Source organism: Pseudomonas sp. KH_040 (assembly GCF_057839305.1).
The window spans coordinates 2,884,959-2,899,710 of the sequence record NZ_CM174487.1; the positions used below are offsets into that span (position 1 = coordinate 2,884,959).

Consider the following 14,752-nt stretch of genomic DNA (forward strand, 5'->3'; position numbering starts at 1 on the left):
ACAGCGGGGCAGAGATGGTGTGCTGTCGCTCCATTTACAGGAGCGATGTATGTCCCCCAATTCCCTTACTGCCCAGGACAACGGGCCAGCCAGACCTCAAGCCACGGACAGTTTCCACGCGCAGTTCCTGGAAGCCGCAGTACCGCAATGGCTGATCGATGCCAGCGAGCCGAGAAGGACGGCGATCAAGCGCGCGGGGACGGTGATGCCAGACTGGTACGCGCGCGCGTCATCTGCACAACGCCAGATTCTGGATGCCAGTTTCAAGAGCAGTGTCACGGCGCAGGTGCAATTGGACAGCACCCTGTCCAGCTTCAAAGACATCGACGCGTTTGCCCGGCCTTTACTGCTTGAAGCGTTGAAAAGTCGCCATCAGGTGGATGTCGACGTCGATAAGACCTTGTTATGCCTCAAGCGTCCTTTGGTCATGGGGATCTTTCAAGCGGAAATCGGTTCTTTCGAGGTCTTGAAGTTGCCGCTGCTGCAGGCGGCTCTGCACAACTTCGAAAGTCAGGAGTGCAAGTACGGTGCCTTTCACCGCAGTTCCGGTTTCATCGTAGAGACCACTACTCCCGGCATTTACACGCCAGTGCCCGTTAACGTCTCGGTCAGAGGATTTCTGAGCCTGTGCCGCGACCTGGACATCGGGGCGAAATACCAGGTCTATCTCAAGGCTTTTTTCCACCCGGTGGACACTGCGGCAGAAACGCTGTTGCGCGAGCATTTCATTGCCAGTCAAAAGGCCGCCCTGAGGGCGGCGGCCGAACGCGCGTTGTTGGCCGGGGATATTCAGCCAGAAGATCACGCCATGATTCTTTCCGTCGTCGATGGTGAAAAATATCCAAGGGTGCGAGGCAAACCAGTCTGGTTTCATGACTTGGGCCTGATGGGGGAAAGGCTGGTGGGCTGCGTCGCCTTCACGATCGCTGAAAAGCGTCGGTCGTACGATGCAACGATTCTCTATGTGCCCAATGATCCCGAGCATCCGCTGAAACGCTACTCCGGCAAGCAAGCCAACGAAACGTTCAAGCGCCTGTTTACCACTCGCGATGCACAACAGGCACAGAGTGCCGAGCCGACACCCTATCAGCGGTTTTTCAGCCAGTTTTTGCCTTATGCCAAGCGCCCCTATTACTTCAGCCAGTTCGTACAGGAGGCTGACGATGCATCAACTGATCTGCTTTGGTCGCCGTGGCGCAGGATCATCGAGGTCATTACCCCGGCTTACCCGTTTATCGCGATCCAGGAGCTGCCACCCAGGCATACGGAAATGCAGCCCGATCCTGATCCTTACCTGGGCGCCTCACTTTTGCGTCACGAAGGCGATGGTCATTGGGCCGAGAACGCGGATTTGTGGACATATCTCTATGAACAGCATCGCGACAGGGTATTGGCCGACGCGCGCAGTCATGCGGTTCCGACCGCTGACGTCAACATCAAGGCGCGCGACGCCAAACTGGCGGCCTTGCTGCAGGTCGGGTTGCTGGGGCTGAACATGGTGTCGATGTTCGTCCCGGTGTTGGGCGAGGTCATGATGGTGATCATGGCCGGACAACTGTTATACGAAACCTTCGAAGGCGTAAAAGAGTGGAGCGAGGGCGACAAGCACGCCGCCAAGGCGCACCTGGTGGATGTGGCAGAAAACCTTGCGCTGATCGCTGTGATGGCTGGTGCGGGCGCGGGGTTCAATCGACTGGCTGCCGTCAAGCCTGAGCCGGTGATCGAAGATCTGCACCCGGTGACATTGCCCAACGGTGAAACACGTTTGTGGAAATCCGATCTGAGCGGCTATGAACATCCTGTCACGCTGAGTGATTCGACCGGGCCGAATGACCTGGGGCAACACGCTATCGACGGTAAAACCTACATCCGTCAGGGTGACAAGGTCTACGAACAGTTTTTCGATCCCTCGACGTCGCAATGGCGCCTCAGGCACCCCACTGAACCCAACGCTTACCAGCCCGTCCTTGGGCACAACGGCCGGGGTGCCTGGCGCCACACGCTGGAACGCCCGATGTCCTGGGACACGCTGACACTGCTGCGGCGCATGGGGCATGTGACCGAGGGCCTTTCGGATGAGGCGTTGTTGATGCTGGCGCAGATCAGCGGTGTCAGCGACAACACCTTGCGCAAGATGCACCTGGATCATTTGCCACCGCCGCCGGAATGGCTCGACGCCATGCGTTTGTTCAAAGCGGATGCGTCGGCAGGGCAGGTCATCGAACAGTTGAGCGGGGCAGCGCGGATCGATGATCGCTATCTGTATGCACTTACCCTGGTCACCGAAATGCCGCGCTGGCCACTCGGTCGGGCGCTGGAAGTTTTTGAAGCGGCGGGATTGTCCGGGCCGTCCATCCGCTATGGCGCGGCAAAACAACCGCCATGGGTAGTCCCCCGACCGGTTATCCAGCTCAGTCGTGCGCAGGTGTTGAACGGCGAAATGCCGGCGCGGATTCTGGCGGCGCTGGACGAAAACGAGATTACCTATCTGCTTGGCAGGGATGCGGCGCGACTCCATTCCGCCAGAGCAGACGCATTGCGCAAGCAACTCGCCGGTTTTGCCAATACACGCCAGCCTGCGATTTTTGCCAGCCTCTACGACGGCACTGAACCGCTCGATGCGCGTGTCAGCCTGCTGCAGCGCGAGTGTCCAGGTTTGAGCGAAGCAGCCGCGCAGGATGTGCTGGATCATGCCACTGCAGCACAGCTGGCGCGTATGGATACGACGGGGCGCTCGCCTTTGAAAATGCTCGAAGAGGCTCGCTGGCATGCCCGTCAAGGACGCCAGACCCGCGCCTTTATCGGTTTGCGCAGTGCCAACCTTGCAACGGCGGACAGCCGACGATTGGCCTTGCACGCCTTGCGGCAATTGCCAGGCTGGCCGTCGACCCTGCGTCTGGAACTCCGTGAAGGCAGCACCACCGGAGCACTGCTCGACAGTCTCGGTGAAACAACCGCGCCGGATAAAAGATACCTGGTCAAGAACGGAGCATTTTTTCTCGCCTTCAATGAGCGCGGTGAATTGCTTAACCACGTTTCCGGGGCGGGCGACAACTTCTACAACTCGCTCATGTATGCGCTGCCGGATGACGCACGTGCGGCGATCGGTCTGCCGCAGGTCAGTGACAGCCATGAACTGCAACGCAAAATCATCGAATACGCGCATATCCACCGCCGTGAAGCCGCAAAATTGCTGGCGCCGCCACTCAAAGGGTTCAAGCCTCCGACACGGGTGAGCGCAACACTCAAGGGCTACTACGCAAGCGGGCGTGGCGCCAGCCTGCATTCCTCCGTCGCAGCGAGCGTGACGGAGCTTTATCCGAGTCCGCAACAGGCCGACGCGTTTCTGCGCCAGCAGCGCGGCCGGACCGACAGGCAAATCTTCACTGAACTGGGCACGCGTCGGCGTGAGTGGGAGGCGCTCAACGCCACACTGGATCAATGGCAGGCCGGCCCGACTGGCAGTCAGGCTGGACAACACCAGTGGTCATTCTCTCAAGCGCTCAGGGAGGCTTGGCGCAATGGCCCGCTCGCGGAGCACTCAGCCGAAGCGGCGCGTCTGTCGCTGGTGTGTGAGACGCCGCTGCCGGTGATCACCACGCGTTTTCCCCATGTGCGCGAACTTTCGGTGACAGGCAGCGGCATCACGGATGCCAATGCCGACGCCTTCATCGCGTTGTTCCCCAATGTCACCCGGCTGACCCTGGGGGATCTGGGCCCCAGCTATGGTCAACTGCCCGCCAGGCCTCAACCACTCACCTCATTGCCCGAGGCGGTCAGTCGGTTGTCCGGGCTGACCCACCTGCGGTTTTCGACCTATGCGCCGGAATTGGCCGAGAGTTTTACGCACAGGCTCAGTGCGTTGACGTCTTTGCAGACGTTGCGCATCGACTATTCAGGATTCGACTCGACAACCCTGCACGCGCTGGATCTTTCACCGCTGAGTGGTTTGCGTGCTTTGCAAGTCAACGCCCCCTACGCATTGCGACAGTGGCCGGCTTACGTCGAGCGGCTGGAACAGCTTGAGCGTCTGGATTTGACACGTACCTCGATCGACACACTGCCCGATGCTCTCTACAGCGGGCACGAAAGGCTTTGGGCCGGACTCTCGCTGGACTGGTCGAAACTGAGTCGGGCGGCGTTCAGGCGCGCTTTTGAATACGTCAAAAACTATTCAGGCCCTTTCGGCCATCTGGTCGATCTGGAACAAATGGTGAGCGAGTATTGCCGCGCAGAGCTGGACTTCATGGCCGTGATGCCGAACTTCAGCGATCCTCTGCCGCAGAGATTCAATGAGGTCTGGACAACGCCCGAAGCGAGACTGCTGGCGATTGACCAGCTCAGGGTCGAACACGATGAAATCTTTGCGCAGTTCTACGCCCCGTCCCAGCAGGGCGGGCTGCGCAACCCGGCACTTCGCTGGCAATGGGCGACCGGACGCAGCGCTGGCGTTTTAAGGGCGCTCAAGAGCAGCTGGAATGGCGCGCTTCGTCAGCGTTACGGCGTGAGGGCAGACCTTTCCACATTTGCCCTGCCTGAGTCAGGGCCGAGCCTTGGAGGACTGACATCGGCCGAGAAGATCCTCACGCTGCCGTCATTGCCGGCGGGCAGTTTTCCCCACGTTTCTACGTTGCGCCTGGGGTTGCTCGACGTTCCCGTCGAACAGGCTCGCGGGTTTATCAGAGGTTTCAGCGGTGCTGAAATACTGGATGTCAGTGGCAATGCGTTCACCGAACTGCCGTTTACCGCCAGTGAGCTACCGGCCTTGACCGAACTCGACTTGTCCAATAACAACCTGCTCGTCACACCGCCAGTGCAAGCGCAATTCAATGATTTGCCGCGCATCGAGGTACTGAATCTGGGGCATAACCCGTTAAACACTCTGGATGTCAGGGCGATGACCGGGTTGCAGGCGTTGAACCTTCGCTCGACGAAGCTGCAATCCTGGCCCACCGGCGCCGAAAGTCTGCCGCAGCTGTCCTGGCTCGACTTGCGTGACAACGACATAGCGTCGCTGTCGCCTCAAGCACTGGCGCATCCCGATGCATTGATAAAAGCCAATCTGACGGGCAATGTCTTCAGTGCTGAAGGCGAGACCGCCCTGAATACGGCTTTACGCCGCATCGAACAGGCCAAAGGGCTTGGGCAGGGCGCATTGACACGCTTCGCCGAGGAGCCGGTGCCTGCACAGTTTCCACCGACGGAAACGGGCTGGTCTCTGACTGACCTGTTGTTACCCGTGCCCGAGCGCGGCGCCGTGATTGCGGACAAGGCGGGGAGGCTGGCGCACTTGCGGCGCCTGACCCCGAGCATGACGCCCGAACGCGCCCGGCTGCTATTGCGCAAGCTGCGTGAAGCGGGACGCAGCGATGTGCAGATAGACGCGCAAATCAGCCAATGGCAGCAAGCCAGTGAAGGCTTGATTCGCCAGTTGAATGACTGGCTGTATACCCGCGAGGTGCGCACTGGCAGGCGCCACATCACTGCGCAAAATCGCTCGTTCGCGGCTTTGCGCATCTGTGAAGCCTGGCTCGAGGGGCTGACGCCGGGCGCCGCTGGCGAAGCCATGGAGCTTAGGTTGCAAGGACTGCAGACCGGCGATCTACCTTCTCTGGATGCGCCACTTGCAGGGGTGACGACGCTGAACCTGCGCGGTGTGGGAATCAGCGAGCACGGGTCCGATGGCTTTCTGAATGCCTTTGCTGATCTGAGCACATTGATCATCAGTGGCAATGACCTCGCGAATCTTCCAGGCGCGGTGCGCCGCATGCGCGAACTGGAACAACTGGAAATGCAACACTGCAACCTCTCGAGCGGCGCCAGTGTTTACCCGTTGCTGAGCCATAACCGTCTGCGCAGACTGGATCTGGGCTACAACATTCTGCAAACCTTCAACCCGCCCGGCTTCGGCGTCCTCGAAACGCTGGATCTGCGCTACAACGCGTTGAACGATTGGCCCGCTGGCGTCTTGCAGGCTCGATACCTGCGCCGGCTGGATCTGCGCAGCAACAACATCGCGCACCTTCCCGAGACGCTTTTCGATGGCAATCACTCGCGCCTGGTAGCAGGCACCGATTTGTCCGGCAACGATGACCTGTCACTTTCTGCGTTACAGCAGCTCAGATACTTCAGTCGCGTGAATGCTTCTTCTCATGTCCTGGGCATTTCACGCGGGCAGATTGACGGGATGATTCACGCTCAGCTGTTTGGCGCCGACGTCAGCCCACTCGCCGAGCATCCCATTGCCGGAAACGGTGGCGTGGTGGAAGGCGAAGAGGGCGCCGTCGCGGGGCATGACCCCCATGCGGCCGTGTTGCCAGCCGAAAACATCTTTGACCCGGCCAACGACATTGCGCCAAGGGCATTGAATCCCTGGCTCGAGGGGGTTTCACCGCAATTGGCTGAAGTGAGAAGGGGTGTCTGGGCGCGATTGGCGCAAGAGCCAGGCCACGAGCGCTTTTTTCAGTTGATCCGACTGTTGCGCGATACCCGCGACTACAGGCTTGTGCAGGCCGATCTGACGCGCAGGGTGTGGGATGTCATGGACGCCGCAAGCGAAAACACCGAGCTTCGGGAGTTGCTGTTCCAAAGCGCTGAGTCCCATGGCACCTGTCCTGATGGACGAACTCTGACCTTCAGCGAAATGGAAGTGCGGGTGGCGGTGTATCGCGCCTTGCGCGAAATTCCACCGAATCGACTGATGCTCCGAGGGCGGGCCTTGTTGAGGTTGTCACGGCAGTTGTTTCGTCTGGAAAGGGTCGAGACCCTGGCCGAGGCCGCAGGGCAGGGGCATGATCGCGCCGAAATACGTCTGCGTTATCGGATCAGCCTGACCAGCGGTTGGGGGGACGGCGTGGATTTGCCCGGGCAACCGGCGTACATGCTATACGGCACGCCGATCAGCGACCAAATGCTGGCGCAATCGCGGGCATCGATTCTGGAGGCGGAGCGCACCGACGCACTGTTGGTGAGCATGGCATCGCGCGACTACTGGAACGAATATCTGCACGAGCGTTATCCGCAGGAAACGAATGCGATCGACCGCGCGGTGGCCGAGCAGCGTCACCAATCGCTCAGCGAGCTTGAGGATCGCCAGTCAAACGGTGAAATCGACAAAGAACACTACAACCTGGAATTGGCTGAGCTGAGCAGGACAATTGATGCCCTGCGCGTACAGAAAGTAGTCGAGCTGACCCGTCGAGAGATCAACGATCTTCGGAGTCTGGCCGATGAGTCGGAGCGCCCAGGCACGCTTTCAGCCAAGCCCGGGCCCTCGTGGCGTTCTTGACTGAGTGATTGACCGGGCTCGGGATTAGAGAAATCCCGGGCCCTTGACCGGTCTCAGTTGTCGTAACCCAGATTCGGCGCCAGCCAGCGCTCGGTCACGCTCAACTCCTGACCTTTACGCGAGGTGTAGCTCTGCACCTGATCCTTGTCGACCTTGCCCACGGCAAAGTACTGCGCTTGCGGGTGGGCGAAGTACCAGCCGCTGACCGCAGCCGCCGGGAACATCGCGTAGTGTTCGGTGAGGAACACGCCGCTGCGGCCGGCGCGCATTTCTTCGGCTTGCGGATCGAGCAAGGCGAACAGCGCGGCTTTCTCGGTGTGATCCGGGCAGGCCGGGTAACCCGGAGCAGGGCGGATGCCGCTGTATTGCTCTTTGATCAGCGCGTCGTTATCGAGCACTTCGTCCTTGGCGTAACCCCAGTGCTCTTTACGCACTTGCTGGTGCAGCCATTCGGCGCAGGCTTCGGCCAAACGGTCGGCCAGCGCTTTGACCATGATCGAGTTGTAATCGTCGCCAGCGTCCTGATAAGCCTTGGCCACTTCCTCGGCGCCGATGCCGGCGGTGGTGATGAAACCGCCGACGTAGTCGGTCACTTCGCTGTCTTTCGGCGCAACGAAGTCGGCCAGCGAGAAGTTCGGCTTGCCGTCGGTCTTGATGATCTGCTGGCGCAGGTGATGCAACTTGGCCAATGGCTTGCCGTCATCGCCGTACAGTTCGATGTCGTCGTCATGCACCTGATTGGCCGGCCAGAAACCGAACACCGCACGGGCGCTGATCAGCTTCTCGTCGATCAGCTTGGCGAGCATTTCCTGCGCGTCCTTGTACAGCGCGGTGGCGGCCTCACCGACCACTTCGTCTTCAAGGATGCGCGGGAATTTGCCGGCCAGATCCCAAGAGATAAAGAACGGCGTCCAGTCGATGTATTCAGCGAGGACTTTAAGGTCGATGTTGTCCAGCACCTTGCTGCCGGTGAAGGTCGGTTTGACCGGCTCATAAGTTGCCCAGTCGAACTGCGGCTTCTTGGCGATGGCCGCGGCGTAGCTCAAGCGCTCGGTACGGGCACTGCGGTTCGAGGTGCGTTCGCGTACATCGACGTATTCCAGACGGGTTTTCTCGACGAAACCGGCCTTCAATTCTTTCGACAGCAACTGCGTGGCCACGCCGACCGCGCGGGAAGCGTCGGTCACGTAAACCACGGCATCGTTGCTGTACTTCGGTTCGATCTTCACCGCAGTGTGCGCTTTGGAAGTGGTCGCGCCACCGATCATCAGCGGCAGATGGAAATCCTGACGCTGCATCTCACGGGCAACGTGAACCATTTCGTCCAGCGACGGCGTGATCAGGCCGGAGAGGCCGATGATGTCGCACTTCTGTTCTTTGGCGACCTGCAGAATCTTCTCCGCCGGCACCATTACGCCGAGGTCGACGATGTCATAGCCGTTGCAACCGAGTACCACGCCGACAATGTTCTTGCCGATGTCGTGCACGTCGCCCTTCACCGTCGCCATGAGGATCTTGCCCTTGGCTTCCGGCTTGTCGCCTTTTTCCAGTTCGATGAACGGGATCAAGTGCGCCACAGCCTGCTTCATCACCCGGGCGGATTTCACCACCTGCGGGAGGAACATTTTGCCTGCGCCGAACAGGTCACCGACGATGTTCATGCCCGACATCAGCGGGCCTTCGATCACTTCGATCGGACGCGCGAACGACTGGCGCGACTCTTCGGTGTCTTCAACGATATGCGTGGTGATGCCTTTGACCAGCGCATGTTCCAGACGCTTGTTGACCTCCCAGCTGCGCCACTCTTCGGTCTCGGCTTCCTTGACGCTGCCGTCGCCCTTGTACTTGTCGGCGATGGCGAGGAGGGCGTCGGTGCCTTCCGGGGTGCGGTTGAGGATCACGTCTTCAACGGCGTCGCGCAGTTCCTGCGGGATCTGATCGTAGATCTCCAGCTGCCCGGCGTTGACGATGCCCATGGTCAGGCCTGCGCGGATCGCATACAGCAGGAACACCGAGTGGATCGCCTCACGCACCGGGTTGTTGCCCCGGAACGAGAACGACACGTTGGACACGCCGCCCGACGTCAGCGCGTACGGCAGTTCGTCGCGGATGTAGGCGCAGGCGTTGATGAAGTCCACCGCGTAGTTGTTGTGTTCTTCGATGCCAGTGGCGACGGCGAAGATGTTCGGGTCGAAGATGATGTCTTCCGGCGGGAAGCCGACTTCGTTGACCAGAATGTCGTAGGAGCGTTTGCAGATTTCTTTTTTGCGCGCTTCGGTGTCGGCCTGGCCGGCTTCGTCGAACGCCATCACCACCACTGCCGCGCCGTAGCGCTTGCACAGTTTGGCGTGGTGGATGAACTGCTCGACGCCTTCTTTCATGCTGATCGAGTTGACGATGCCCTTGCCCTGAATGCACTTGAGGCCGGCTTCGATGACTTCCCATTTCGACGAGTCGATCATGATCGGCACGCGCGAGATGTCCGGTTCACCGGCGATCAGATTGAGGAAGGTCACCATGGCCTTCTTCGAATCGAGCATGCCTTCGTCCATGTTGATGTCGATCACCTGCGCGCCGGCCTCGACCTGCTGCAGGGCGACTTCCAGCGCTTCGGTGTAATTGTCTTCACGGATCAGGCGGGCGAATTTGGCAGAACCGGTGATGTTGGTGCGCTCGCCAACGTTGACGAACAGCGAGCTGCGATCGATGGTGAACGGTTCCAGACCCGACAGGCGGCAAGCCTTGGGAATGTCCGGAATCTGCCGCGGCGCATAACCGGCGACGGCTTTGGCAATGGCTTCAATGTGCCCCGGCGTGGTGCCGCAGCAGCCGCCGACGATGTTGAGGAAGCCGCTCTGGGCGAATTCTTCGATGACTTTGGCGGTTTCCGACGGCAGTTCGTCGTACTCGCCGAATTCGTTCGGCAGGCCGGCGTTCGGGTGCGCGGACACATGAGTGCTGGCCTTGTTCGACAGCTCTTCCAGGTACGGACGCAGTTCACTGGCGCCGAGCGCGCAGTTCAGACCTACAGAAATCGGCTTGGCGTGCGCCACCGAGTTCCAGAACGCTTCGGTGGTCTGGCCCGAGAGGGTACGGCCGGAGGCGTCGGTGATGGTCCCGGAAATCATGATCGGCAGTTCGATGTGCAGCTCTTCGAACACACCTTGCACGGCGAAGATCGCCGCTTTGGCGTTGAGGGTGTCGAAAATGGTTTCGATCAGGATCAGGTCGGCGCCGCCCTCGATCAGACCTTTGGTGGCTTCGGTGTAGTTTTCCACCAGCTCATCGAAGGTGACGTTGCGATAGCCGGGGTTGTTGACGTCCGGCGACAGCGAACAGGTGCGACTCGTAGGACCGAGCACGCCAGCGACGAAACGTGGCTTGGCCGGGTTCTCGGCGGTCTTGGCGTCGGCAATCTTGCGCGCCAGACGTGCGCCTTCTACGTTTAATTCGTAGGCCAGTTCTTCCATGCCGTAGTCGGCCATGGAAATGCGCGTGGCGTTGAAAGTGTTGGTTTCGAGGATGTCGGCACCGGCATCCAGGTAGGCTTTCTCGATGCCGCCGATCACGTCCGGACGGGTGATCACCAGCAGGTCGTTGTTGCCCTTGACGTCACTCGGCCAATCCGCGAAGCGTTTGCCGCGATAATCCTGCTCTTCGAGCTTGTAGCTCTGGATCATCGTGCCCATGCCGCCGTCGAGTATCAGGATGCGCTCTTTGAGAGCTTGCTTGAGAGCTTGAAGGCGGACGCTGCGATCGGACATTTGGACTACTCGGAAAGACCATTACGAAGGAGCGGGATCATAGCAAACCTGTGCGGTTTTAGAGCATGCGGGGCTTTTGCATGAATATCGCTCATGTTGGTACGAGCGTCATAATGTAGAATCGCGGCGTTTTTTTTAACAATCGGGATCAGCAGCATGTCTTACCGCGTCATTGGTTTTGTGTTGCTGTTTCTCAGCTGGGGCGCCGTGGCGCAAGAGCCAGCGACTGCACCGGCCATTTCTCCTTCGATTTCTTACGTCCGCGACATCCAGCCAATCTTCACCGAGAAGTGCGTAGCCTGCCATGCGTGCTACGACTCCGCTTGCCAGTTGAATCTGGGCAGTGGCGAAGGCGCGGCCCGTGGTGCGAGCAAAATGCCGGTCTATGACGGCGAGCGCACTGTCGCGGCGCCGACCACCCGACTGTATTACGACGCCTTCGGCAAACGCGCCTGGCAGCAGAAAGATTTCTATTCGGTGCTCGACGCCCAAGGCAGCCAGGCTGCACTGATGGCGCGCATGCTCGAACTCGGGCACAAGACGCCGCTGACACCGAACGCCAAACTCCCGCAAGAGATCGTGCTGGGCCTGAACCGCCAGAATATGTGCGCGCTGCCCGCCGAGTTTGAAGGTTACGCCGGCGCTCACCCGAAAGAAGGCATGCCGCTGGCGGTGACCGGGTTGACCGATCAGCAATATCAGACGTTGCAGCGTTGGCTGGCATCCGGAGCGCCGATTGACGAACAAGGCCTGGCGCCGAGCGCGAAAGAGGCGCTGCAAATCGTCCAGTGGGAAAACCTGCTCAACATGCCGGGGGCACGGCAAAGTCTGGTCGGCCGCTGGTTGTACGAGCACTGGTACCTCGCGCACATTTATTTCAAGGACGGCGAGCCGGGGCATTACTTCCAGTGGGTGCGTTCGCGCACGCCGAGCGGTCAGCCGATCGACCTGATCGCCACCCGTCGTCCCAACGACGATCCGGGTACTCAGGTGTATTACCGCTTGTGGCCGGTGCAGGGCGTGATTGTGCATAAAACCCACATCACCTATCCGCTGAGCGCGGCGAAGATGGCGCGGGTGAAAAGCCTGTTCTACAGCGGCAACTGGCAGGTCAATGCCTTGCCCGGTTACGGCCCGCAGAGCCGTGCCAATCCATTCGCGACGTTCGAAGCGATTCCGGCCCAGGCGCGATATCAATTTATGCTCGATAACGCCGAATACTTCGTCCGCACCTTTATTCGCGGGCCGGTGTGCCGGGGCCAGATCGCCACCGACGTAATCCGCGACAACTTCTGGGCGCTGTTCCAGGCGCCGGAACACGACCTCTATATCACCGACCCGAACTATCGCGGCCAGGCCACGCCGTTGTTGGCCATGCCCGGGCAGAACGACGATGTCGGCAGCGTTTTGAGCTTGTGGCACAACTACCGCAACAAACGTAATGAGTACGAAGCGCTGCGCCGCGACAGCTACGCCGATCTGCCCGCGCCGAGCTGGTCGACCCTGTGGGCCGGTAACGACAACGCGCTGCTGAGCATTTTCCGCCACTTCGACAGCGCTTCGGTGACCAAAGGCCTGATTGGCGAGGTGCCGCAGACAATGTGGCTGTTCGACTATCCCTTGCTCGAGCGCACCTATTACCAGTTGGCAGTCAACTTCGACGTGTTCGGCAACGTTTCGCATCAGGCGCAAACCCGTCTGTATTTCGACCTGATCCGTAATGGCGCCGAGCAGAACTTCCTGCGCCTGATGCCCGCCGATTCCCGCGAGGATTACCTCGACGATTGGTACCAGAGCAGCGGCCAGTTCAAGATGTGGCTCGATTATGAGGCGATCGATGACGACAAGCCGACGGCGCTGAAGCTCGATGAAAAGGATCCGAAATACGACTTCGCCATGCAATTGCTGGCGCGTTACGGCGACCTCAACGCGCGGCCCGATCCGATCAACCGTTGCGACGGCGCTTACTGCTCACGGCCGAATATTGACCCGGCGCTGCAAAATGCCGAGCAGGCGCTGAGTCGCCTGACGTCGCGCCCGGCGGCCGGCTTGAAGGTGATCGACCAGTTGCCGGAAGCGACCATGCTGCGCATAGAAACGGCCAACGGCAAGCGCGAGGTCTACAGCCTGCTGCGCAACCGTGCGCACAGCAACGTGGCGTTCCTGCTTGGTGAGTCGCTGCGCTATCAGCCTGGGCTGGACACGATCACGATTTATCCGGGCGTGCTCAGCAGTTATCCGAACTTCATGTTCAACATTCCTGCCGACCAAGTGGCGGAATTTGTCGATGCCATGGAAAACGCCAAAGATGCCAACCGCTTCGAGAAAATCGTCGAACGTTGGGGAATTCGGCGCAGTCATCCGCAATTCTGGTTCTATTTCCACGATTTGAGTCAGTACATCCACGAAACCGATCCGGTGGAAGAGGGTGTGCTGGACATGAACCGCTACGAGAATCTTTGATCGTTTGAGAGCGTCCTGCTGTCCCAACTTCAAGCAACACCGCAAAACCCTGTAGGAGCTGTCGAGTGAAACGAGGCTGCGATCTTTTGATCTTTCAAAATCAAGATCGAAAGATCGCAGCGTGCCGTAGCTCCTACAGGGATTGAGGTGAATTTGAGGGTGTGATCGGGAGCAGGTGATGTTGATTTCAGTGCAAGCCCTGCGTGCGCTGGCCGCGTGGACGGTGGTCTGCCATCACTTCATGCAGATTTTCTTCGACTTCAAGGCACGCGGACCGATCGGGCAACTGTTCATCGATAAAGGAGCGGTGGGCGTCGATATTTTCTTTGTCATCAGCGGCCTGGTGATTTTCCTCTCGACCGAAAACAAACCGCTGCCGCCGGCGCGTTTTCTCTTGTATCGGCTGTTTCGCATCGTCCCGGCGTATTGGCTCTACACGCTATTGATGGCGCTGCTGGTGGTGTTTGCCCAGCCCATATTGCCGGATCAAACGGTGGACTGGGGCCATCTGCTGTTGTCGTTGCTGTTCATTCCTACCGAGAACCCCGGCGGTTACGGCATCTACCCGACGCTCAATGTCGGCTGGACGTTGAATTACGAAATCCTTTTCTACGTGCTGTTTGCCTGGGCGCTGTTGTTTCGCTTGCAGGTGCGTCTGTTGGTGGTCGCGGCGCTGTTGTTCGCCGTGTGTCAGACCTGGACCGGGTTTGGCTGGATCAGCGAGTTCTATCGTTCGGACATCGTCTATGAATTCCTGCTGGGGATTGGCATCGGCATGCTTTATCGCCGGGGCTGGATCGGTGCGGGACTGTGGCTGCCGCTGGCGGCAATCGTGGCGGTATTGCTGACGATCTATCAGTTGCCGCCGGCGCCGAGGCTGCTGAACTGGGGTGTGCCGAGCGCCGTGCTGGTGATGGCGTGTATCTCACTTGAGCGTTATGTCGAGCGCAGTCGGGTACTCAAACTGCTCGGTGATTGCTCGTATTCGGTGTACCTGATGCACGTTCTGGTGCTGTCGGCAGGCGGTTTTCTGGCCCGGCGCTACGGCATCAACCCGTATTTGATGTTTGTCGTCTGCGCGCTGGCCATCGGTGTCGGCTCCTGGTTGAGCTACGAGTGGGTGGAAAAGCGCAGCTATCGCTGGCTCAAGGCGCAAATCGACGAAGAGCCTGACGAGAATCTTTCCCGACAAAAATACTAGGACTTTGTCCGGCGCAACGATTGGCGTAAACTGCGC

At 59.6% G+C, this 14,752-nt stretch carries 4 protein-coding genes; 3 read left to right on the forward strand and 1 reads right to left on the reverse strand.

Annotated elements, in window-relative coordinates; genetic code table 11:
• Nucleotides 1-49 precede the first annotated feature (49 nt).
• Nucleotides 50-7,288, forward strand: a complete 7,239-nt coding sequence (locus AC3IUF_RS13040; RefSeq protein WP_489281197.1) for an NEL-type E3 ubiquitin ligase domain-containing protein — start codon at nt 50-52, stop codon at nt 7,286-7,288.
• 53 nt (nt 7,289-7,341) lie between these two features.
• Here the strand turns inward: AC3IUF_RS13040 and metH are convergent, their stop codons facing one another.
• Nucleotides 7,342-11,052, reverse strand: a complete 3,711-nt coding sequence (gene metH, locus AC3IUF_RS13045) for a methionine synthase (protein WP_123375077.1) — start codon at nt 11,050-11,052, stop codon at nt 7,342-7,344.
• Nucleotides 11,053-11,208: 156 nt separating this feature from the next.
• On the opposite strand from metH, the gene AC3IUF_RS13050 reads away from it, so the two are divergent.
• Together AC3IUF_RS13050 and AC3IUF_RS13055 are read left to right on the forward strand one after the other, a co-directional pair.
• A complete protein-coding gene (locus AC3IUF_RS13050; RefSeq protein ID WP_123375078.1) occupies nt 11,209-13,515 on the forward strand; it encodes a fatty acid cis/trans isomerase in 2,307 nt (768 codons plus the stop codon).
• 178 nt (nt 13,516-13,693) lie between these two features.
• Nucleotides 13,694-14,716, forward strand: a complete 1,023-nt coding sequence (locus tag AC3IUF_RS13055) for an acyltransferase family protein (protein ID WP_489281200.1) — start codon at nt 13,694-13,696, stop codon at nt 14,714-14,716.
• Nucleotides 14,717-14,752: the final 36 nt, after the last annotated feature.